The 22,420-nt window shown below is 68.6% G+C and carries 22 protein-coding genes; 17 read left to right on the top strand and 5 right to left on the bottom strand.

The features are described from left to right. Positions 1–27 precede the first annotated feature (27 nt). A complete protein-coding gene (locus ABZS29_RS09715; RefSeq protein ID WP_355460211.1) occupies positions 28–471 on the top strand; it encodes a hypothetical protein in 444 nt (147 codons plus the stop codon). Here ABZS29_RS09715 and ABZS29_RS09710 read toward each other — a convergent pair. Further along, positions 468–1,271: a deoxyribonuclease IV gene (locus ABZS29_RS09710; protein ID WP_355460209.1), complete on the bottom strand. Its 804-nt coding sequence runs from the start codon at positions 1,269–1,271 to the stop codon at positions 468–470. The two genes, ABZS29_RS09715 and ABZS29_RS09710, sit on opposite strands and share 4 nt — an antisense overlap. A gap of 59 nt (positions 1,272–1,330) precedes the next feature. On the opposite strand from ABZS29_RS09710, the gene ABZS29_RS09705 reads away from it, so the two are divergent. The 5 genes from ABZS29_RS09705 to rplI all read left to right on the top strand — a co-directional run bounded on the left by ABZS29_RS09705 (position 1,331) and on the right by rplI (position 3,942). Beyond that, entirely contained in the window at positions 1,331–1,990 is a 660-nt protein-coding gene (locus ABZS29_RS09705) for a DUF4241 domain-containing protein (RefSeq protein ID WP_355460207.1), read from the top strand. A gap of 210 nt (positions 1,991–2,200) precedes the next feature. Next, complete coding sequence (gene rpsF / locus ABZS29_RS09700) at positions 2,201–2,491, top strand: 30S ribosomal protein S6 (protein ID WP_132416259.1); 291 nt, start codon at positions 2,201–2,203, stop codon at positions 2,489–2,491. 93 nt (positions 2,492–2,584) lie between these two features. Then, complete coding sequence (locus ABZS29_RS09695) at positions 2,585–3,163, top strand: single-stranded DNA-binding protein (protein WP_355460205.1); 579 nt, start codon at positions 2,585–2,587, stop codon at positions 3,161–3,163. 84 nt (positions 3,164–3,247) lie between these two features. After that, a complete protein-coding gene (gene rpsR, locus ABZS29_RS09690) occupies positions 3,248–3,481 on the top strand; it encodes a 30S ribosomal protein S18 (protein ID WP_012924539.1) in 234 nt (77 codons plus the stop codon). A 14-nt stretch (positions 3,482–3,495) separates the two neighbouring features. Further along, on the top strand, positions 3,496–3,942 hold the full coding sequence (gene rplI / locus ABZS29_RS09685) for a 50S ribosomal protein L9 (RefSeq protein ID WP_355460202.1): 447 nt from the start codon (positions 3,496–3,498) through the stop codon (positions 3,940–3,942). A 69-nt stretch (positions 3,943–4,011) separates the two neighbouring features. Here the strand turns inward: rplI and ABZS29_RS09680 are convergent, their stop codons facing one another. Both ABZS29_RS09680 and ABZS29_RS09675 read right to left on the bottom strand, forming a co-directional pair. Then, complete coding sequence (locus ABZS29_RS09680; RefSeq protein WP_355460201.1) at positions 4,012–4,254, bottom strand: hypothetical protein; 243 nt, start codon at positions 4,252–4,254, stop codon at positions 4,012–4,014. After that, entirely contained in the window at positions 4,251–5,699 is a 1,449-nt protein-coding gene (locus ABZS29_RS09675; protein ID WP_355460199.1) for a hypothetical protein, read from the bottom strand. Before ABZS29_RS09675 ends, ABZS29_RS09680 begins: the two co-directional genes overlap by 4 nt. Before the next feature lie 252 nt (positions 5,700–5,951). On the opposite strand from ABZS29_RS09675, the gene ABZS29_RS09670 reads away from it, so the two are divergent. From ABZS29_RS09670 to ABZS29_RS09630, 9 genes are read left to right on the top strand one after another with little or no spacing between them, the layout of a single operon-like run. Then, positions 5,952–6,569 (top strand): DUF6668 family protein, encoded by a 618-nt coding sequence (locus tag ABZS29_RS09670; RefSeq protein WP_355460198.1) that lies wholly within the window; start codon positions 5,952–5,954, stop codon positions 6,567–6,569. A 14-nt stretch (positions 6,570–6,583) separates the two neighbouring features. Beyond that, positions 6,584–6,862 carry a conjugal transfer protein TrbC gene (locus ABZS29_RS09665; RefSeq protein WP_355460196.1) on the top strand — a complete coding sequence of 93 codons (279 nt, stop codon included), beginning with the start codon at positions 6,584–6,586 and terminating at the stop codon, positions 6,860–6,862. 29 nt (positions 6,863–6,891) lie between these two features. Further along, positions 6,892–7,737: a hypothetical protein gene (locus ABZS29_RS09660; protein ID WP_355460194.1), complete on the top strand. Its 846-nt coding sequence runs from the start codon at positions 6,892–6,894 to the stop codon at positions 7,735–7,737. Next, positions 7,737–8,645 (top strand): hypothetical protein, encoded by a 909-nt coding sequence (locus tag ABZS29_RS09655; protein WP_355460193.1) that lies wholly within the window; start codon positions 7,737–7,739, stop codon positions 8,643–8,645. Before ABZS29_RS09660 ends, ABZS29_RS09655 begins: the two co-directional genes overlap by 1 nt. A 1-nt stretch (position 8,646) precedes the next feature. Next, on the top strand, positions 8,647–10,314 hold the full coding sequence (locus tag ABZS29_RS09650; RefSeq protein WP_355460191.1) for a hypothetical protein: 1,668 nt from the start codon (positions 8,647–8,649) through the stop codon (positions 10,312–10,314). After that, positions 10,301–11,809, top strand: a complete 1,509-nt coding sequence (locus ABZS29_RS09645) for an SCO6880 family protein (protein ID WP_355460190.1) — start codon at positions 10,301–10,303, stop codon at positions 11,807–11,809. Before ABZS29_RS09650 ends, ABZS29_RS09645 begins: the two co-directional genes overlap by 14 nt. Further along, positions 11,806–13,428, top strand: a complete 1,623-nt coding sequence (locus ABZS29_RS09640; protein WP_355460188.1) for an ATP/GTP-binding protein — start codon at positions 11,806–11,808, stop codon at positions 13,426–13,428. Before ABZS29_RS09645 ends, ABZS29_RS09640 begins: the two co-directional genes overlap by 4 nt. Next, a complete protein-coding gene (locus ABZS29_RS09635; protein WP_355460187.1) occupies positions 13,421–15,262 on the top strand; it encodes a TraM recognition domain-containing protein in 1,842 nt (613 codons plus the stop codon). Before ABZS29_RS09640 ends, ABZS29_RS09635 begins: the two co-directional genes overlap by 8 nt. Next, positions 15,252–15,626 (top strand): DUF4913 domain-containing protein, encoded by a 375-nt coding sequence (locus ABZS29_RS09630; protein ID WP_355460185.1) that lies wholly within the window; start codon positions 15,252–15,254, stop codon positions 15,624–15,626. Before ABZS29_RS09635 ends, ABZS29_RS09630 begins: the two co-directional genes overlap by 11 nt. A 3-nt stretch (positions 15,627–15,629) precedes the next feature. Here ABZS29_RS09630 and ABZS29_RS09625 read toward each other — a convergent pair whose 3' ends face one another. Next, positions 15,630–16,142, bottom strand: coding sequence for a hypothetical protein (locus ABZS29_RS09625; protein WP_355460184.1), 513 nt, complete (start codon positions 16,140–16,142; stop codon positions 15,630–15,632). 26 nt (positions 16,143–16,168) lie between these two features. After that, positions 16,169–17,491: an MATE family efflux transporter gene (locus tag ABZS29_RS09620; RefSeq protein ID WP_355460182.1), complete on the bottom strand. Its 1,323-nt coding sequence runs from the start codon at positions 17,489–17,491 to the stop codon at positions 16,169–16,171. Between the two features lie 358 nt (positions 17,492–17,849). Here ABZS29_RS09620 and ABZS29_RS09615 point away from each other — a divergent pair, with 358 nt between their 5' ends. Both ABZS29_RS09615 and ABZS29_RS09610 read left to right on the top strand, forming a co-directional pair. Next, positions 17,850–20,984, top strand: coding sequence for a replicative DNA helicase (locus tag ABZS29_RS09615; protein WP_355460180.1), 3,135 nt, complete (start codon positions 17,850–17,852; stop codon positions 20,982–20,984). A 51-nt stretch (positions 20,985–21,035) separates the two neighbouring features. Next, complete coding sequence (locus ABZS29_RS09610; RefSeq protein ID WP_355460178.1) at positions 21,036–22,412, top strand: hypothetical protein; 1,377 nt, start codon at positions 21,036–21,038, stop codon at positions 22,410–22,412. Positions 22,413–22,420: the final 8 nt, after the last annotated feature.

Here is a 22,420-nt window from a genome sequence, read left to right as displayed (position 1 = left end):
GTCCTTCGGTGCGCTACCGTCGCCGCCATGGCCCCAGCAGATCCCGAGCCCGACGCCGAGCAGGCCCCTCCGGCTCCGCAGCGCCCGAACAGCCTGTTCTGGATCTGTACGGCGGTCACCGTCCTGATCGGCGTGTTCCAGTACACCAACAGCCTGAGCGCGATGGACGGCTTCGACGTACCCACGGTGCTCGGCCTGGCGGCCCTGACGCTGTGCCTGCTCGCGCTCGCGGGCATCTACGCCCTCTGCGCCCTGGAGCGCACCACGCTGCAGGCACGACCGTACGGCCGGCTGGATCTGTTCCAGGTCTCGACGGTGCTGGTCGTGGTGGCGGTGCTGATCGGCGTACTGATCCCGCCGCGCACCACCAGCACGCTCGGACTGCTGCTGCCCTTCGGTATCGGCTACTGGCTCTACCACCTCGCCGCCCGGAAGGCCGCGGACGACAAGGCTGCCGAGGAGAAGGACTAACTCAGGTGTGAGCGCAGGTAGTCGATATCGGTCTTCTGACCGTGATCGGCATTCGGTGTCTCGACCACGACCGGCGCACCGGCGGCTTTGACGACCGCGACGATGTGCGCCGGATCGATGTGACCGTCCTCGAAGTTCGCATGCCGGTCGGCGCCGGAGCCGAACTCGTCGCGGGAACCGTTCGCATGCACGAGGTCGATCCGGCCGGTGATCGCGAGCACCTTCTCGACGATCGACGGCAGCTCCTCGCCGGCCGCGTGGAAGTGACAGGTGTCGAGACAGAAGCCGACGTTCTCCAGGCGGTCGTTCCCAGACGCCTGGACGGCCTCCCACAGCCGCTCGATCCGCTCCAGCTGGCGGGCCATCGCGTTCTCACCGCCGGCGGTGTTCTCGATCAGCAGCGGGACCGGCAGCTCGGCGCGCTCGATGCACTTGCGCCAGTTGTCGAACCCCGCCTCGGGATCGTCGTCGTCCCCGACGTGGCCGCCGTGCACGATGACGCCCTTGACGTCGATCTCGGCCGCCTTGTCGAGCGTCTGCTGGAGCAGCTTGCGGCTGGGGATCCGGATCCGGTTGTTCGTGTTCGCCACGTTCAACCGGTACGGCGCATGCACGTACAGATCGACGCCGGCCGCGGCGGCTCGCTCGCGCAGCGCCTCCTCGCCGTCGGCGTACGCCACCTTCGGGGCCTTGTAGTCCTGCGGATTGCCCAGGAAGAACTGCACCAGGTCGGCGCCCCGGTCGGCCGCCTCGGCCAGCGGGTCCTCCTGGTCCACATGCGCACCCAGCTTCAAGCTCATGACCCCACCCTAGATCCGTCGTCCGACAGTTCTCGACCGGCCGGGCCTACGCTGGCTGGGTGATCACCCCGAGCCTGTTCCGTGCCCTGCGCCCCGGTCCCGTCGAGGTCGACGGCCGTACCTGGTCCCTGACCGTCCATGAACTGGGCGTCCTGCGGGTCCCGAGCGGCCGGCTCGAGGCGTCGGACCCGTTCGTAACGCTGGGCGAGGGCCCGGTGGTCGACGTACCGCCGGGGGATTATCCGGCGTTCGTGACGGTGGCCGACGTGTCGGACGCCCAGGACGGAAGCCATCTGCGGGAGGCCTACCTCTCGCTGCGGCTGGCCGAGGGCGAGGTCGCGAAGGTCGAGGCCGCGACCAGCGACGGTGAGGAGCTCGACGAGGACGAGTTCTGGCTGGTGCCGGTCGACGCGGGCACCGTCGCCTTCGCGGACGCCGAGGCGGTCCGGACCAAGATGCCGCCAGGCGACTGGTACGAGGACCTCTTCGAGAACGACAGCGACGACAGCTGGTTCGCGCTGATGGACTCGCCCGACCACCTCCGGGAGGGCTGCGCGAACATCGTGCTCCCGCTCGCCACGGAGGGTGAGAATCTCGTCCTCGCCCACTCCGGCTGGGGTGATGGCGCGTATCCGGTGGTGCGCACGGTGGACGCGGACGGGCGCACCTTGGGGATCCATATCGACCTGCTGGTCGTGGGTCCGGAGAGTGACGACTGACCAACCGGTAGTGAGGACGCCCGCCTGAGTTGCCCTGTGGATATGGTCAATCGGCTGTCCGAACGCTGGTATTCTTTGGATGTGGCCCGGTCCATCGACCGGGCTCGTTGCTTGACATCGGCGGCAAGTGCCGGGGTCAAGTGCAATCGCATCGCCCTCCTGCCACGGAGAGACCGTGGCCGCCAAGTCCGAAGGAGGTGGAGTTCGCGCATGCGTCGTTATGAAGTCATGGTGATTCTCGACCCGGAGCTCGACGAGCGCACGGTCGAACCGTCCATCGACACGTACCTGAACATCGTCCGCAAGGAGGGTGGCACCGTCGAGAAGCTCGACATCTGGGGCCGCCGCAAGCTTGCGTACGACGTCAAGAAGAAGGCCGAAGGCATCTACGCCGTCATCGACCTGACCGCGGAGCCCGCGGTGGTGAAGGAGCTCGACCGTCAGCTCACGCTGAACGAGTCGATCCTCCGCACCAAGGTCATCCGGCCGGACCAGCACTGAGCCTGGGGTCGTCAGCAGCCATCGGTACTGTCGGCACCAGCCGGTACCAATAGCTGTAGACACGCACCACACCCGAAAGCAGGAGGAACGGCAATGGCAGGCGAAACCGTCGTCACACTGGTCGGCAACCTTGTCGACGATCCGGAGCTCCGGTTCACCCCGTCCGGTGCGGCCGTCGCGAACTTCAGGATCGCGTCGACCCCGCGGACGTACGACCGGCAGTCCGGTGAATGGAAGGACGGCGAATCGCTGTTCCTGAGTTGTTCCGTCTGGCGCCAGGCCGCCGAGAACGTGGCCGAGTCGTTGCAGCGCGGAATGCGCGTGATCGTGCAGGGCCGGCTCAAGTCGCGGTCGTACGACGACCGTGAGGGCCAGAAGCGCACGGTCTTCGAGATCGACGTCGACGAGGTCGGTCCGAGCCTGCGCAGCGCCACCGCCAAGGTGACCAAGGCTATGCGGTCCGGTCCCGGTGGCGAGGGCGGCGGCAACTTCGGTGGTGGCGGTGGCGGCGGCCAGGGTGGCGGGAACTTCGGCGGTGGCGGCCAGGGTGGCGCCCCGCAGAACGACCCCTGGGCGACCCCGCAAGGCGGTGGCGGCGGCGGTCAGGCCGCTCCGCAGAACGACCCCTGGGCCAGCCAGGGCGGCGGCTCGATGGAGGAGCCTCCGTTCTGATCGGGTCCCTTCGGGGTTCCAACTCGTAAGACAGACCATTCCGGCATCCGTGCCGGGCTCTGGAAGTAGGAAGAGAGCACCACAATGGCCAAGATCATTCGGAAGCCGAAGAAGAAGGTTTGCGGCTTCTGCAAGGACAAGGCGACGTACGTCGACTACAAGGACACCGCGCTGCTGCGCAAGTTCATCTCGGACCGCGGCAAGATCCGCGCCCGCCGGGTGACCGGGAACTGCGTGCAGCACCAGCGCGACGTGGCCACCGCTATCAAGAACGCTCGTGAGGTGGCTCTGCTGCCCTACACGAGCACCGCTCGCTGAGGGAGGTCCGACACATGAAGCTCATTCTGCAGCAGGAGGTCGAGGGCCTCGGAGCCCCCGGCGACATCGTTGAGGTCAAGGACGGCTACGGCCGTAACTTCCTGGTTCCGCGCGGTCTGGCCCTGGGCTGGACGCGGGGCGCCGAGAAGCAGATCCAGTCGATCAAGCGGGCGCGTGACGCCCGGGCGATCCAGGGCAAGGAGCACGCGAGCGAGGTCAAGAACCAGCTCGAGCAGCTCTCGGTCACGCTCGGCGTCAAGGCCGGCGAGACCGGCCGCCTGTTCGGTTCGGTGACCCCGGCCGACGTCGCCGGTGCCATCAAGGCCGCCGGCGGTCCGCTGGTCGAGAAGCGCGCGATCTCCATCGCGTCGCCGATCAAGACCACCGGCAAGCACCAGGTCACGGTCCAGCTGCACCCGGAGGTGGCCGCTACGGTCCGCCTCGAGGTCGCGGCCGGCTGACCAAGCCACAAGCGAAGGCCCGCGTTCCCCTCGGGGGACGCGGGCCTTTGTGCGTTCAGCTTCGTCGGCTCAGCCTTGTTTCGGCGCGGGCCACTTCGGCGGTTTGGGGTCTTCGTCGCCGCCGACATTGCTGGGCTTGTCGACGCGGGGGTAGCGCACCGGCACCGGATCCCCGGCGGCGCCGCCGTTGGCCGGCTTCTTGATCTGCGGGTACTTCGCCGGCGTCGGATCGTCCTCGGTGGCCACTGCCGGCGTGAGGCAGGCAGCAGCTGCCACCACCCCCGCGACGACGGTGACCAGGAGCCGCTTCACTTCTTGGCCAGTGCGTAGACGACGGAGTCGTGCACGATGATCGCGTGACTGCCGGCGATCCCCCACGGTCGCGCGGTGTCGGTCTGCAGCGTGGTCGGCTTCCCGCCCGGCGTGATCGCGATCAGGTTGCTGCCGGTGGTGCCGAAGATCGTCGTACCGGTGATCGAGTACGGACGGAAGTTCGGCAGGATCGAGGTCCGGGCGTTGCTGAAGTTGATCAGGCACGCACCCCAGGCGGCGATCTTGCGGTTCGGATCCGGGAGCCACTGCCAGTTCTGCGCGTCGTTCACGTTCGTGGGTTGGCAGGTGGCGACGACCGCGCCCGTCGCGCTGGACTGCACGGTCGGGATCACCACGTCCTTGGTGCCGTTGGTGTAGAAGGTCAGGACGAGTTCCGGGCTCGCGGCAACCACCCGCTCGACGTCCTTGGCACCCTTCGGCTTCTGGAGGTCGACCTGCTGCAGGTCGCTGCCCGGCTCGCTCCACCACAGCGGGCCGGCGTACCGGGCCATCAGCGCTTTGGTGCCCTGGGCAAGGAGGATGGTGGAGAGGCGCTGCTGGTTCGGCACCGGCTTCAGTTCGCTGCCGGTCACCACGCTGGCGCCGGCGTCACCGGCCAGGTCGACCAGTGGCGACGTACCGAAGAACTGGACGGCCGACGAGTTCGGCAGCTCGACCTCGATCGCCTCGGCGCCGCCGCCGGGCCAGTAGTACAAGGTGTCCTCGGACGCCACCGCCAGCACGCGCTTGCCGTCGATGGTCGTGTAGACCGGGCTCTCGGCGTCGTTCGGCACCTTGTCCTGCCACTGCACCTTGCCGTCGCTGTTGAAGACCGCGATCTTGTGATCGGGAGTCAGTACGGCGACCTCGCTGCCGTCCGGAGCCACCGCGGGCGTGCTGTTCGCGGCGATGTCGACAGACCAGTCAGCCTTGGTGGTCCAGCCCGGCGGCACCGGCCGCGCGGAGAACTGGTCGGGTGCGACGCTCGGCTCGGGCAGCGGGGGCAGCTTGCCCGGCTCGGTCTTCGCGACCGGCGGACCGCCCGAGTTGCGGAAGACCTTCAGGTAGAGAACGGTGCCGAAGATCAGTACGCCGGCCAGCACGAACGCGACGATGATCGGCCAGATCGGCTTCTGGGCATTGCCGCCGCCACCTCCACCGCCCCCACCGCCACCGCCACCGCGCTTGCGGGACTGGGCCTCGACCGCCTCGACCTCGCCGTCGGGGTGGATCACCAGCGGCCACGAGGTGCCGTCCGCGTCGACCGCGGTCGCTTTCATCGGCCGGCCGAGCTGTGCCGCGCGCTCGGCCACCAACGCGATCGCGGCCTGCCGGGGATCGTGGTGGTTGACCGGGTGACCGCGACCGGCGATCTTCACCTCGGCGTTGTGGTCGTCGTAAAGCCGAATCGTGACCTTTGGCCAGGACGGGATCTTCTCAGCCACGATGACCTCTCATTCCCGCCACAGATCTCCCTCGCTCATCCGGAGCCGACGCACTCGTTCTAGCATGTCCCCCGCACCCGAAGGCATGCCAGGAGACTCCCGGCAGGCAGAAACCCCGTGGAGCCCGCGGTTCCACTGACCCCGACAAGGGGGTAGAAACATCCTCGCCTGTGGATGGGTCACGAACGTACACCCGGAAAGCGAGACAATACTGTGGGCGGCAGCCAGTGACACAGCGGGAAGGGAGGTCTCATGACGCAGAATCCGTGGACTCGGCAACAACAGCCGGAGCCGGGTCCCGCACCGGGACCTGTCCAGCCTGCGATCCTGGCGCCGCGGGGGCCGTCCGCGCCCCAGCACGGTGTTCCGGCGCCCGCGGAGGACCAGCGGCTGCCGAAGTTCGCGATCCCGGCGGCCGACACGTTGTGGTGGGTCGGGGCGCACGGCGGGGCCGGCGAGACGACCATGGCGCAACTACTGCCGGGGACCCGCGCGGCCAATCACCGCTGGCCGATCCCGCCGCCGCCGGTGCCGACCCCGGTGATCCTGGTCGCCCGGACGAACGGCTCCGGCCTGCGGGCGGCGCAGCGCGCGGCCACCGAGTGGGCCTCAGGTGTCGTGCAAGGAGTGGCGGTGCTCGGCCTGGTGCTGATCGCCGACGCCTCGGGGCGGCTGCCCCGGGTGCTCGACGACTTCGCCGACATCGTCGGCGGCGGCGTCCCCAGGGTCTGGGAGCTGCCCTGGATCGAGGAGTGGCGCAGAGGGGAGGCTCCCACGCCCGAGAACACCCCCGACGAGGTTTTCGAAGTTCTTGAATCCATCTACGCTCTTCGCGCGTCCAACCCAGCGGACTATCCCGCCCCGTACTGAAAGGCTGTACTTCGATGATGTTGGCACACCTGATCTCGGAGGTCCCCTCCCTGCTCCCGACCGGCGGCCAGCGGCCCCCGGGTGCGGAGAAGCTCGATCTCGTCATCGACTGGGTGCGCTGGATCGCCTTCACCATCTGCGTCCTGGGCATCCTGATCGCCGGCGCGATGATGGCGGTCGGCCAGCGCCGCGGTGAGGGTGGCGAGCACGCTGCCCGCCTCGGATGGGTCCTGGCGGCCTGCATCGTGATCGGTTCCGCGTCGCTGCTCGTCGGCGCGCTCCAGGGCAACTGACAGCGTTCCTGACGGGAGTCTGATCGACGGTGGGGCTGTTCAGCAGGAGTTCCGACGACGACGGCGACGGTGACGAGGCATCCGGCTTCTGGCAGGAGCGGGGTTTCGTGGCCGGTGCCGTCGTTCTCGGAGCGGTCGTCATCTGCGTGCTGTTGTGGCTCGTCGTCGGCAACACCGGCGGGAACCAGGCGCAGCCGCGACCGACTCCGGTGCCGACGGCAACCGACCGGCCGACCACCGCTCCCACCGAGGATCCGACCGGACCGCCCGCCACGCCGTCCGGCGACCAGACCAGTACGCCGACCCCCAGGCCCCCGAAGGCCGGGACCGGTGGCTGCAAGACGGCCAAGCCCGATCAGGCGATCCCCCGGGTGGCACCGGCGGGCGTCACCTGGCAGTTCGAGGACGACATGCTGTTCCCGCTCCAGCAGGAGGCCGGACCCGCGCTGATGGACCGCAACGGTGTCCGGTCGTGTTTCGCCCACTCGCCGACCGGCGCGGTGTTCGCCACGTTCACACTGCTCGCGCAGATCAAGAACCCTGCGCTGACCACCGACGTACTGGCCACCCGGATCGCTCCGGGCCCGGGCCGGGACAAGGCGGTCGCCGACAACCGCGCCACGCCGACGCCTCGGTCGGAGGCGAAGTCCGGGCAGTTCGCGGGCTTCAAGATCATCGACTACGAACCCACCCGCGCGATCGTGTCGATCGCGGTCCGGTTCGACGAGCGCACCACCGCCGCGCTGCCGGTGACGATGGTGTGGGACGGCACGGACTGGAAGGGCAAACTGCAGGCCGACGGCAGCTTCAACGGCAGCACCGAACCTGACCTGCTCGGATCGCTGGAGAGCTACGTCGGATTCCAGGGGGCCTGATGCTGGTACTCGGCTGTTCGCTGGCGCCCTGGGACTGGGACGACTGCGTCGAGGAGTTCCTCGGCGAGGTGGTCAGCCGGACGCTCTCACCGATCTTCAAGCTGCTGCTCGAGGCCATCGCCGACGTGGTGATCAAGGCCGTCGAAGCGGTGATGAAGGCGGTCGCCTTCCTGTGGATCTATCTCCCGACCGGCGACATCCAGAACAACGGCGCCGTGAACTGGATCCACACCCGGACCACCTACCTGATGATCACCGTGGCAACGCTCGCGATCATCGTCGGCGCGATCCAGATGGCCGTCTCCCAGCGCGGTGAACCCTTGCGCGACATCCTCAAGTCGCTGCTCACGATGGTCGTGGTGAACGCCGGCCTGCTGTTCGTGGTCGGCGCCCTGGTCGACTACGCCGACCAGTTCTCCGGCTGGATCATCGGCGAGGCGCTGGACACCAACGACCACGACTTCGCCCGCGAGCTAACGCTCCGGATGGTCGATCCGCTCAAGGATCCGGTCGAGCTGCTCGGCTTCGCGATGATCATCTTCGTCGGCATCCTGATGGTGATCACCTCGCTGATCCAGCTCGCGCTGATGGTCGTCCGCTACGGGATGCTCGTGCTCCTGGTCGGGATCTTCCCGCTCACCGCCGCCGCCACGAACACCGAGATGGGGATGATGTGGTTCAAGCGCGCACTGGCCTGGCTGGGCGGGTTCATCCTCTACAAACCGGTGGCGGCGCTGATCTACGCGGCCGCGATCATGATGATCAACAAACCCGCCGTCCCCGACGGCGTCACGGCGGAGCGTGGAGCATCGGAGATGCTCAGCCTCGTCATGGGCGTGACCATGATGATCCTCGCGGTCGTGGCACTGCCGGCCATTCTCCGTTTCGTCTCTCCGAAGACCTCGTGACATGACTCGCCTCTACTTGATCCCGCTCTGCGGCAACTGGCTGGATTGCGTCTGGGAGAAGGTCACGAACTGGGTCGGCGACCAAGTGAAGTGGTTGATTGACATGATCTTCCAGCCGATCCTCGACGCGATCGCGAACGCGGTCACGATCGTGATGGGCACGATCGGAACCTTCTGGGTGCACGTCCCGACGATCGCGGTCGGGACCCCGACGATGGGCTCGAGCCCGGGACAGCCGGCCAGTGGCACGGTGCAGTGGATGTGGGCGCACACGCAGTACATCGCCTTCTTCGTGGCGGTGATCGGCGTACTGATCGCTTGTATCAAGATGGCCTACAGCCAGCGTGGCGAGTCCGCCCGGGAGATCCTGCGGTCGCTGATCACGCTCGGCGTCGCGTCGCTGCTGGCGGTCGGCGTCACCCAGGCCCTGATCGAGTTCGGCGACCAGTTCTCCAAGTGCATCGTCACCACCTCGCTGATCGACGACCCGAACAGCCCGTGGAAGTGCGAACCCAGTGATCTGGTCGGCACCGGCAAGAGCTTCGGTGCGGCGATGACCGCCATGCTCGCGGTCTCGGCGACGGCGGGCCCGATGGGAATCGGCCTGGCGATCTCGATCGGCGTCCTGGCGATCATCGCCGGCGTGATCCAGATCGTGCTGATGGTGGTGCGCAGTGCGCTGCTGATCCTGCTGGTCGGCATGCTGCCGATCGCGGCCTCGGCCACCCACACCGAGATGGGCCGGAACTGGTTCAAGAAGATTCTCGGCTGGCTGTTCGCCTTCGTCCTCTACAAACCCGTGGCCGCGATCATCTATGCGACCGCGATCAGATTGACGTCCAACAACGGTGGGCTCAACTTCGCCACCGGCGACGAGGCCGCGCGCACGGTGATGAACATGGTCACCGGTCTGACGCTGCTGGTCCTCGCGCTGTTCGCACTGCCCGGCCTGATGCGGTTCATCGTGCCGATGGTCGCCGCGACCGCAGGCAACGCCGGCGCGGGCATGATCGCCGCGAAGCTGGTCGGCGCCGACAAGCTGGCCGGCAAGATGCAGGACTCCCTCCAGGGCGAGGGCGGTAGTGGCAGCGAGGGCGGTAGCTCCGACGGCCCGACCGGATCACAGAACGTCGGCCGAGCACGGAACCAGCCACAGAGTTCGAGCGGTCCACCGAGTGGCGGCCCGAGCGGTGGCGCGAGCGGCGGCGCGAGCGGCGGTGCGCAGGGAGCTGCGTCCGGTGCGAGCGGCGGAGCAGGCGGTGCGGCGGGTGCCGTCGGCGGCGGTGGTGGCGCGGCAGCAGGAGGTGGCGCCGCAGCAGGAGGTGGCGCCGCGGCCGGTGGCGCTGCGGCAGCCGCGGGCCCGGCAGCCGCGGTGGCTGCGCCGATCGCGATCGTCGCGGCCGGCGTCAAGGCGACCAAGCAGGCTGGCGAGATGGCCGCGGCCGAGACTCTCGGCGACGATGCTCCGCAGGGCTCCGGTGGCGGTGGCGGTGGCAGCCAGGGCGGTGGCGGTGGTGGCGACGGCGGTGGCGGCGGACCCTCCGGGAGTAGCGGGTCGTCGCAGCGCGACATGAACCGCGACCGCCAGCGTGACCAGCGCCAGTTCCGCGATGACAGCAGGCGTGACCAGGACAGACGAGACTCGGACGGACCACGTGGCAGCAGCTGACAACGTACGAAGCGCTCCGCGCACCTACGGCAACTGGCGGCAGCCCGCCTCGGCGGGTATCGCCGGCCTGGGGTCGCTCGGCACGGCCATCATGATGGGCGGTCTGCTGGCGACGATCTTCTCGATGATGGCCGGCGGCATCCTCGGCGCCGTGATCTGTCTGCTGACGGTCGGCATCGTCCTGCTGCTGCTGATGACCAAGGACAAGCACAACCTGTCCGCCCTGCAACGGCTCTCGACTCGCATTGGATGGCAACGAGCAAAGATGGCGAAGCACAACATCTACCGTTCTGGTCCGCTCGGCCGCACCGCCTGGGGCAAGTTCCAGATCCCGGGCCTCGCCGCCGCTTCCCAGCTGAGCGAGTTCAAGGACTCGTACGGTCGGCCGTTCGCGCTGCTGTTCTACCCGAGCACCCGGCACTTCACCGTGGTGATCAACGCCGAGCCCGACGGCGCGTCGCTGGTCGACGAGGAGCAGATCGACATCTGGGTCGCGCACTGGGGACAGTGGCTCGCCTCGCTCGGTCACGAGCCGGGCATCGTCGCCGCCTCGGTGACCGTGGAGAGCGCGCCCGACACCGGCATCCGGCTGCGGCGCGAGGTCAACCACAACGTCCAGCCAGGCTCGCCCGCGATCGCGCAGGCGATGCTCGCCGAGGTTGTCCAGAGCTATCCGGAGGGTTCGGCGCTCGTGTCGGCCAGGGTCGCGCTGACCTTCAAGGGCACCGACCGCAACGGCAAGCGGCGCAAGGAAGAAGACATGGGCCGCGAGCTCGCCTCCCGGCTGCCCGCCCTGACCCAGAGCCTGAACGCCACCGGCGCCGGTGCGGCCCGTCCGGTCACCGCGCAGGAGCTGTGCGAGACGATCCGGATCGCCTACGACCCGGCGTCCGCCGTACTGATCGACGAGGCGCGGAGCCAGGGGATGGCGCCGGAGCTGCAGTGGACCGATGTCGGGCCCGCCGGTGCGCAGGCGTTCTGGGACAAGTACCGGCACGACTCGGCCTGGTCGGTGACCTGGCAGATGACGCAGGCGCCGCGCGGTGAGGTGTTCTCGTCGGTGCTGTCGCAGCTGGTCGGTCCGCACCAAGACATCGACCGCAAGCGCGTCACGCTGCTCTACAGGCCGCTCGACGCGGCCACCGCGGCGCGGATGGTCGAGGCGGACAAGCGCAACGCGTCGTTCCGGGCCACGACCACCAACCGGCCGTCGGCCCGCACGATGGCCGAGGCCCGGGCGGCCGATCGGACCGCGCAGGAAGAGGCGCGCGGCGCCGGCCTGGTGAACTTCGGCATGGTCGTCACCGGCACCGTGATGTCCGCCGAGCAGATCCCGGACATGATCGCCGCCATCGACAACCTGGGCGCGACCGCGCGCGTGTTGCTGCGGCCGGCGTACGGGTCGCAGGACTCGGCCTTCGTCGCCGCGCTCCCGCTCGGCGTCGTCCTGCAGAGCCACTTGGCCGTCCCGGCCGGTCTGCGGGAAGCCCTGTGAGCAAGAAGAAGAAGGACCAGAACGTCGACCCGTCCCGGGGCGGCAAGCGGCCGATGCCGCGCGGCTGGCCGGGGATGGGCGGGGGCTACTCGACCTACGTCCAGGCCCCGCAGGAGTGGCGCGGTACGACGGTGCAGGTCTGCGGGTTGTGGCCGTTCGCGGCCGGCACCGGCAGCCCGATGGTCGGCGTACCGATCGGGCGGAACATCCTCTCCGGCGCCACCATGTGCTGCGACCCGATCAGCTGGTTCATGCGGGCCAAGCTGATCTCGAACCCGTCGATGTTCGTCCTCGGCAAGCCCGGTCTGGGCAAGTCCACGATCACCCGCCGGATGGCGCTCGGCCTAGCCGGCTACGGCATCCAGCCGCTGGTGCTCGGCGACCTCAAGCCTGACTACAAGGACCTGATCGAGGCCCTCGGCGGGCAGGTCATCCAACTCGGCCGCGGCCGCGGGCACCTGAACATCCTCGACCCGGGTGAGTCCCGCGAGGCAGCGCTGCGGCTGACCGGCAAGGCCCGGGAGGCGATCCAGGCCGACGCGCACGGCCGCCGGCAGACGATGGTCTCGGCGCTGATCTCGATCATGCGCTCGGCGCCGCCGACCGACCGCGAAGAGACGATCATCGACGAGGCCCTCAAGGTCCTCGACGAACGCCACACCGGTACGCCGGTACTCCGCGACCTGCTCAAGGTCGTCCAGGACGCGCCGGACCGGGTGCGCAACGTGGCCCTGGACCGGGGCAGCCTGGACCGCTACCGGCAGATCACCGAGGGACTGGAGGCCTCGCTGATCGGTCTGGTCGGCGGCGGCCGGCTCGGCGAGATCTTCTCCGAGCAGACCGACAACCCGATGAAGATGGACCGCCCGGTCGTCTTCGACGTCTCCAACATCGACGACTCCGAGACGAACCTGCAGGCCGCCGTGCTGCTGGCCTGCTGGTCGTACGGGTTCGGTGCGGTCGCGGTCTCGCAGGCCCTCGCGGACGCCGGGCTGGAGCCGCGGCGGCACTACTTCGTCATCCTCGACGAGCTGTGGCGGGTGCTGCGCGCCGGACGTGGTCTGGTCGACCGCGTCGACGCGCTGACCCGACTGAACCGGCAACGTGGTGTCGGGATGGCGATGATCTCGCACACCATGTCCGACCTGCTCGCGCTCGAGCACCCCGAGGACCGGATGAAGGCCAAGGGCTTCGTCGAGCGGTCCGGGATGGTCATCTGCGGCGGTCTGCCGCGGGCCGAGATGGAGAACCTCTCCGAGGTCGTGCCGATGTCCGAGGAAGAGCAGAACATGCTCATCGGCTGGCAGGACCCGCCCGCGTGGGACCCGGCCACCGGCGAGGAGGCGGCACCTCCGGGCCGAGGCAACTTCCTGGTCAAGGTCGGTGGCCGCCCGGGCATCCCGGTGCACGTCGGCCTGACCTCGGTCGAGCGCGAGATCAACGACACGAACAAACTCTGGAGGACCGGGACCGACGGTCGGCCGCTGAAGGTCGAGGTCGCACCGGACGGGACCGAAGAGGTCGTCGAGGAGTACACGTTCGACGACCCGGCGATGCTGCCGCCGCCCGACCCGACCACGCGGGTCGTCGCACGACCGGAGGTGACGAACAATGGCTGACGGAAAACGCACCACCGGACCGGGCGGGCTGTCGGTCGAGACGGTCCTGATCTTCATCGGCTGCGGTGTGTTCGCGGTTGCGGTCGGCGGTGTCTGGGGTGCGCTCAAGGCGGCCGCGTCGATCGACGGCACCCGCGCCGTACCGGGGAACCCGATCAGTGCGCTGTCCCAGCTGATCCAGGGCCGGCTGCGCTGGTCCGGCGCGGCCACCGGCGTACTGATTCTCGAGCTGGTGCTGCTGGTCCTGATCGCCGGTCTGGTCTGGTTCCTGCTCCGGCGCCGCAAGGAGTCGGTCGGCCGCGTCGACAAGCAGGCGTTCCTGATGTCGAAGCGGTCCGAGATCTACAAGCTCACCCGCCAGGGCGCTCAGGACATCGCGAACCGGCTCGGCGCCGGGCACGCCGGTCCGGGCATCATGATCGGCCGGACCGTCCGGGACAACCTCGAGGTGTTCGGGTCCTGGGAAGACATGCACGTCGACATCTGGGGTCCTCGTACCGGTAAGACGACGTCCCGCGCCGTACCGGCGATCTTGGACGCTCCCGGCTCCGTGGTCGCCACGTCGAACAAGCGCGACATCGTCGACGCCACCCGCGGCCCGCGGCTCGACAAGGGCCCGGTCTGGGTGTTCGACCCGCAGGAGGTCTGTGAGGAGCCGCCGAACTGGTGGTGGAACCCGCTGACCTACATCACCGACGAGACCAAGGCACGCGAGATGGCGGAGCACTTCGTCGCCTCGCAGCGCCAGGTCGGTGCTCAGACCGACGCGTTCTTCGACTCCGCCGGTACCGACCTGCTGGCCGGTCTGCTGCTCGCCGCCGCGGTGGCCAAGCGCCCGATCACGCAGGTGTACACGTGGCTCGCGGACCAGCGCAACGACGAGCCCGAGCGGATCCTGCGCAACACTCCGGGTCTGCAACTGTCGGCCGACGCGCTGTCCGGTGTCATCAACGCACCCGACAAGCAGCGCGCCGGTGTCTACGGCACCGCACAGCAGAGCGCGCAGTTCCTGGTCAACCGCAAGGTCACCCGCTGGGTCATCCCGCAGGGGCCGAACGACACCCGGCCGCAGTTCAACCCGCACGAGTTCGTCCGCAAGGGCGGCACGCTCTACAGCCTCTCCAAGGAAGGCGCCGGTACGGCGGGGCCGCTGGTCACCGCGTTGACCGTGGCCGTCGTGGAGGCCGCCGAGGAGTACGCCAAGGGCTGCCCGATGGGCCGGATGCCGAACCCGCTGGTCGGCGTCTTGGACGAGGCGGCGAACGTCTGCCGCTGGAAGAACCTGCCCGACCTCTACAGCCACTTCGGTTCCCGCGGCATCGTCCTGATGACGATCCTGCAGTCGTGGGCGCAGGGCCAGGAGTGCTGGGGCGAGCACGGCATGGAGAAGCTCTGGTCCGCCGCGAACATCCGCGTGTACGGCGGTGGCGCGTCCGACTCGAACTTCCTGGAGCGGCTCAGCAAGCTGATCGGCGACTACGACATCATTTCGAACTCGGTCTCGTACAACGAGGGCAAGCGCGGCACCAGCCGGCAGACGCAGCGGCAGAACATCCTGGAGATCTCCGACCTCGCGGCCATGCCGCCGGGGCGGGCCGTGGTGTTCCCGTCGGGGATCCCGGCCACCATGGTGAAGACGGTGCCGTGGTTCACCCGTCCGGACGCCGGAGTGGTCAAGGCGTCGCTGGCGAAGTACGACCCGGGTGCGAAGGCGCCGCAGGTGACGCAGGGCTCGGCGAACCCGTGGGTGACCGGTGGACAGAACACACCGCCGCCGATGCCGACCGGCGTACCGGTGTGGGAGCAGACTGAGGAGCAGCGTCGTGGATGGTGAACAGGAACTCTTCTACCCGCATGTCGCGGCGTTCGTCGAGGACCGGCTGATCTACCTGTACACGCGCCGGATCGGGCAGCAGTACGTGTGGTGCCCGGAGTGGTTCCGGCACGCCGAGGCGCTCAGCCGGCTGGACTCGATCTGGCGCGCCTGGGAGCACCTGCGGCTCGACCCGGCGACCGGCATGTCGGTCTGGTGGCGGGACCACGCGGACCCGCACATGGCGACGCTGCTCGACCCGGACGGCCCGTTCGCGGCCTGCCGCGGTTCGCACACCGACTACCCGATCCCGCCGCTCCCCGTCGAGGAGCCGCCGGCTGGACTGTTCTTCGATCAGCGCCAGCCGAACGTGCGGGGGATCTGAACCTCAGAGGTCGAGGTCGAGCCCGGTGTCCTTCGCGCGCTTCTTGGTCTTGCGCGGCTGGATGAACTTCCGGGCTTCCGGCGGCTGCGCCGGCCGCCGGGCGGCATCGCTGGCCGGCGCTTGCTCGACGCGCGCCCCGGCGTACCGGTCGGCGACACGGTCGTCGTACGCCGCCTCGCGGTCCTCGCGGTCACCGGCGCGCTGGTAGCGGCGGCCGGCGGCCGCAGTGGCGTCCGCACCCGGCTCGTCCGGGCGTGCGGCCGCTTCGTCGAGCAGATGGTTGCCATGGGCATGGTCACTGCGTGCTTGGCGCCGCTCGGCGTCGGCGAACTCGCGGTGCCGGATACTCGCGGCCTCGTTGGCCTCCGCGAGCCGGATGGCCTCCGCCGTCTCCGCAGTGGCGTCGAGCAACTCACGCCGGTCGCGGATCTCCTCGAGCTCCCGCTCCTCGTTCGCAGCGCGCTCGAGCTCTTCGGCTTCGCGTTCCTCGACCAGTTCGTCGTCCTTGTCGGCCATGGCCCCACGATGCCGCATTTCCGGGGTCAGCGGGTAGCCCCTGTGACCAGCCACGCGTCTCGGCGCTCCCTGGTCACCAGGGTGATCAGCCGGAACAGCATGAAGCCACCGAATGCCCACCACAGCGCCACGATGCCGCCGTCGAACCACAGCACGCTCAGCGCCAGCGGGACGTACAGGACAAGCGCTACGACGCCTGCGATCGCCAGGTAGCGGCCATCGCCTGCTCCGATCAGTACGCCGTCCAGTACGAACACCACGCCGTTCAGCGGCTGCCAGATGGCTGCGACGAGCAGTACGGCGGCGAGTGTCCGGCGTACTTCGGGGTCAGTCGTGAACCAGGGCACGTAGATCGAGTGCAGACCCCAGAGCGCGAGTCCACAGACCACACCGGACCACAGGCCCCACCACATCATCCGCCTGGTGATGGAACGCGTGCCTGCGATGTCGCCGGCCCCCAGTGCACGGCCGGTGAGTGCTTGGGCCGCGATGGCGATCGCATCGAGCGCCAGAGCCAGGAAGTTCCAGAAGGTGAAGGCGACCTGGTGTGCGGCGACGGACGTCGTACCGAGGGCGGTGGCGACGAACGTGAGCAGAATGATTGCCGCACGCAACGTCAGGGTGCGGACGACCAGGGGGACACCCATCTGTGCGGAGGCGAGGATTCCGGGCAGGTCCGGGCTGAGCTTGGCGCCGTCGCGTCGGGCGCCGCGGACCACGACCACGACCAGTGCGACTCCCGCTGCGGTCTGGGCGAGCGCCGTACCGAGTGCTGAGCCGGCGATGTCCAGGTGCAGGCCGTAGACCAGCAACAGGTTCAGGACGATGTTGGCCAGGTTGGCGGAGATGGCGACGACCATCGGCGTCTTGGTGTCCTGCAGACCGCGCAGTACGCCGGTGGCCGCGAGCAGGATCAGCATGGACGGGATGCCGAAGCAGGAGATGCGCAGATAGGTGACTGCGTACTCGGCGACGTCGGGAGACGGGTCGAACGCGTTGATGGCCTGGGGGGCGAACATGACACCGGCCAGCGCGAGTACGACGCCCAGCAGCAGCGCCAGCCAGAGTCCGTCGATGCCCTGAGCCAGCGCGCCGCGATGATCGCCTGCTCCGATGCGGCGTGCGACGGCCGAGGTCGTTCCGTAGGCCAGGAACACGCAGATGCCGACCAGGGTCTGCAGAACGGTGCCCGCGATCCCCAGGGCGGCCAGCTGCGGCGTCCCGAGGTGGCCGACGATGGCCGAGTCCGCGAGCAGCATCAGCGGCTCCGAAACCAGCGCCACGAAGGCGGGAACGGCCAGCCGCAGGATCTCCCGATCCTGGCCCCCGACCCAGCTCCTGCGGCTCACTGGAGGCAGGTTACCCACGGGCTGTGGGGTTCCCTGTGAGAAGGACCCCGACTTTTTTCTCTCCACAGTTGTGCACGGGTGAAACCGCAGGTCAGAGGCCTGTGGAGAAATTGTGCCCACAGATATCCACAGGGTTGTTCCCAACCTGTGCACAGGGGTTCGCGGGGTTTCCCACAGTTCGTCCACATCCCCTGTGGACGGCTGGCTACCACCTGGGGACGAGACCGGCGTACGGTCGCGTGCCTGGGTACCCAGGCGGGCGGCAGAATTCTGTCGGTCCGTGCGGCTACGGTTCGATCAGGTGTTCGAACCCCGGTCGTCGGTGGTTCGGGGGCGACGAACGAGGAGGTCGGGCTAGATGAGCGTGGCGGAGTTCCGCGGCCAGGACGGTGGCGGTCGCGAGGAGCGCAATCCCGAGATGGGGTTCGACCGCACGCCGCCCCAGGACCTCGCCGCCGAGCAGTGTGTGCTCGGCGCGATGATGCTGTCCAAGGACGCCATCGCCGACGTCATCGAGACCCTGCGCGGGACGGACTTCTACCGACCGGCGCACGAGTCCGTCTTCGACGCGATCACCGACCTGTACGCGCGCGGTGAGCCGGCCGACGCGATCACCGTCGCCGCCGAGCTGACCAAGCGCGGCGACATGGCCCGGATCGGCGGCGCGCCGTACGTGCACACGCTGGTCGCCTCGGTGCCGCTCGCGGCGAACGCGGGCTACTACGCGCACATCGTCCGTGAGAAGGCCATCCTGCGCCGACTGGTCGAGGCCGGGACCAAGATCGTCCAGCTCGGCTACGCGGGGGAGGGCGAGGTCGACGACGTCGTCGACGAGGCCCAGGCCGAGATCTACTCGGTCACCGAGAAGCGCACCACCGAGGACTACGCGCCGCTGAAGGACATCATGGAGGGCGCCCTCGACGAGATCGAGGCGATCGACTCCCGCGGTGACTCGATGGTCGGCGTACCGACCGGCTTCACCGACCTCGACGAGCTGACCAACGGCCTGCACCCCGGCCAGATGATCATCGTCGCCGCGCGTCCCGCCATGGGCAAGGCGCTCGCTCTCGACACCCCGCTGCCCACGCCCACCGGCTGGACCACGATGGCCGAGGTCGCCGTCGGCGACCAGCTGCTCGACGCCGAGGGCCTGCCGACCACCGTCGTCGCCGCGACCGACGTGATGACCGACCGCCCGTGCTTCCGGCTCTCGTTCTCCGACGGCAGCGCCATCGTCGCCGACGCCGAGCACCAGTGGCTGGTCGAGGACGGCGGTCACCCGCTGGTCTGCACCACCGCCGACCTGTTCACCGCCATGTCCGCCAGCCCCGGCCTCACCCCGCCGATCCCCGGCTCGGCCCCCCGCCAGATCACCGGCCACGGCTTCCCCGCCGCGCTCGCCGGCGAGGGCGACCGCCGGATCGAGTGGATCGACGAGGTCCCCAGCGTCCCCGTCCGCTGCGTCGAGGTCGACAACGCCGCCCACCTCTACCTGGCCGGCAAGACCATGATCCCGACCCACAACTCCACCCTCGGCCTCGATTTCGCCCGCTCCGCCTCGATCAAGCACGGCCTCACCTCGTGCGTCTTCTCCCTGGAGATGAGTCGCAACGAGATCACCATGCGACTCCTCTCCGCCGAGGCCAAGGTCCCCCTGCACCACATGCGCAACGGCAAGATGACCGACGAGGACTGGGCCCGCCTAGCCCGCAAAATGGGCGAAGTCTCCGAAGCCCCCCTCTTCATCGACGACTCCCCGAACCTCACCATGATGGAGATCCGCGCCAAGGCCCGCCGCCTCAAACAGCGCCACGACCTCCGCCTCATCATCATCGACTACCTCCAGCTGATGACCTCCGGCAAAAAGGTCGAGTCCCGCCAGCTCGAAGTCTCCGAGTTCTCCCGCTCCATCAAGCTCCTCGCCAAAGAACTAGAGCTCCCCGTAGTAGCCATCTGCCAGCTCAACCGAGGCTCCGAACAACGCTCCGACAAACGCCCCATGGCCTCCGACCTCCGCGAATCGGGTTGTTTGACCGCGGACACCCGGCTGATGCGCGCGGACACCGGCGCGGAGATCTCGCTCGGCGAACTGTTGGCCGCGGACGCGAGAGACATCCCGGTCTGGTCGCTCGACGACCGGCTGAAGCTGGTGCCGCGCACGCTGACCCACGCCTTCCCCAGCGGGGTGAAGGAAGTGTTCCGGCTGAAGCTCGCGTCCGGTCGCGAGATCAAGGCGACGGCGAACCACCCGTTCCTGACGTACGACGGCTGGAAGCCGCTCGGCGAGCTCGCTCCGGGCGCCCGCCTGGGCTCGCTGCGCCACGTCCCGCCGCCACTCGACGTCACTCCGTGGGACGAGGACGAGCTCACGCTGCTCGCCCACCTGCTCGGCGACGGTTCGTTCGTAAAGCGCCAGCCGATCCGCTATGCGAGCATCGACGAGGCGAACCTGACCGCAGTGGGCGAGGCTGCCCACCGCCGCTTCGGGATCACGCCGATCCGCGATGAGTACGCCGCCGCCCGCGTGACCACCTTGCGCCTCCCAGCGCCGTACCGGCTGGCTCGCGGGAGGCGGAACCCGATCGCGGCCTGGCTCGACGGTCTCGGCCTGTTCGGCCTGCGTAGCCACGAGAAGTTCGTGCCTGACGGCGTCTTCGGTCTCCCGAAGGAGCAGGTCGCGCACTTCATCCGCCACCTCTGGGCGACCGACGGCTCCGTCCGCTGGGACGCGAAGGCCGGCCAGGCTCGCATCTACTACGCCAGCACCAGCCGCCGCTTGGTCGACGACCTCGCCCGCCTGCTCCTCCGCCACAACATCTTCACCCGCATCAAGGTCGCCAAGAAGCCGGGCTACCGCGACGGGTACCACCTGCACATCTACGGCTCGGCGAACCAGCTCCGCTTCTGCGACGAGATCGGCGTCCACGGCCTGCGTGGCCTGAAGGTGCTCGAGGTCGCCACCGCCCTGCGTGACGTGAAGGGCAACACCAACCTCGACACGGTGCCGAAGGAAGTCTGGTCCCAGGTCCGCCAGGTTCTCGCCGACCGCCAGGTCACCCACCGCGAGTTCGCCGCCGCCATGGGCACCCAGTTCTCCGGCTCGACCCTGTGGAAGCACGCCCCCAGCCGCCAGCGCCTCGCAAAGGTCGCCGACGTCCTGGACTCCGCCGACCTCGAGGTCCTCGCCACCAACGACATCTTCTGGGACACCATCACCTCGATCGAGAGCCTCGGCGAGCAAGAGGTATACGACGCCACCGTCCTAGGCACCCACAACTTCGTCGCCGAAGGCATCGCTACACATAACTCGCTGGAACAGGACGCCGACATGGTCATCCTGTTGCACCGCGAGGACGCCTACGAGCGAGAGTCGACGCGGCCGGGCGAGGCGGACTTCATCGTCGCCAAGCACCGTAACGGTCCGACCGCCGACATCACCGTGGCGTTCCAGGGTCACTACTCGCGCTTCGTGGACATGGCCCACGACGGGTAGCTGGCGGAAATCCTGTCGCTGGGAGTGGGCGGGGTCCGCGATCATCGGGGGGTGATTGCGCCCAGCGAAGCAGATGCCGTCCTGTGGAGGATTCGGCATGCCTGCCTCGGGGATGATGCGGAGCCGAGAGCTGAGCTGCTGGCTTGGCTGGTGGGGTTGCCGGCGGCCGGGGTGCTTCAGGTGGCTGAGCGGGCGCGTGGCACGCGGTATGTGCTTGGCCCGCTGGGTGAGGCGGCCGACTGGGATCGGCTGCTGGGATCGCGAGATTTGCTCGCTGCTTGTGTGGCGTCGATGCATGCTGACGGCTATCTGCGTGAGCGGGCGGTGCGTGTGCTCAGTGATTGTGCGGGTGATTTGGTGGCTCGCTGTTTGGCGCTGCGGGCGGTGGATCACGTGGAACAGGTACGGCGGGTTGCGCTTGCGGAGCTGGTGAATCGGCCGGTTCCGTCGGCGTTGGGTGTGCTGCTTCGTGTGCGGGAACGCACGCACGGGGCGGCTGCGCTGGCGACGTACGGCGGGTACTTCGACCTGACGAAGTTATTGGATGAGCAGGACTTCGCGGTGCGGCGGTTCGCGTACGACGGGCTCATGGCAGGGCTTGGTTCCGGTGAGGTCGAGGCGAGGCTGGCGGTCGAGAACGATCAGTGGTCACGTCGGCGACTGGTTGAGCACTGGATGTCGATCGACCCGGTGGCGGCGAAGGAAGCGTTGCTGAGTTCCCGGTACGTCGAGGGCCGGCTGTTCGTCCTGTACGACGGGACGGACGAACTGTTCCAGCGATCGGAACTCGAGGAGCGACTGCTCGATCGATCGCCGCGAGTGCGTGCGGCCGCGCGATGGCGGTATCGCCGTGCCGGATACGACTCCGCGCCGTACTACCGCTTCCATTGGGAGTCCAATGGAGTCGCGTCAGCTCTGATGGGACTGCGTGAGACCGGCCAGCGGTTCACCGAAGTCGAGGCGCGGACCGCTCTGGCGAGCGACGAGCCACGGGTGCGGCTGGCAGCACTTCACCTGTGGCCGGACGAGCGGCCGCCGAAGCAGGTGCTGCTGGAGCTCCTGGCCGACCCGAGCGGTGCAGTCGTCAAGCCAGCCGCCCGGCTCCTGGCGAGGACGCCGGGCATCCGGTACGACGACGTCGCGCCGGCCGCCGCCTCGGCTGAGATCTTCATGCGCCGCGCTGCATGGCGCGTGCGATGTGAGCTTGGCGGCTGGAACCGACTGCGTGCCGACCTCGAGGCCTTGCGGGATCCCGACGAAGAGCTCGCACAGGCGGCGAGCCAGGATCTGGGCAGCTGGCTCGAATTTCATGCAGCCAGCACCTTCGTACCTCTGCTCCCCTCGGAGCGGGACGCAATCCGCTCGCGCCTGGACCAACCGAGACTTCGGCCGGAAGTTGCGGAGCTCATCAGGTTCCACACGAGATGACGGTTGAC

The sequence above is a fragment of the Kribbella sp. NPDC005582 genome (assembly GCF_040605415.1).
GTDB lineage: Bacteria > Actinomycetota > Actinomycetes > Propionibacteriales > Kribbellaceae > Kribbella.
The sequence above is the reverse complement of the archived record's forward strand: the minus strand, read 5'-3'. Positions and strand labels throughout refer to the sequence as shown.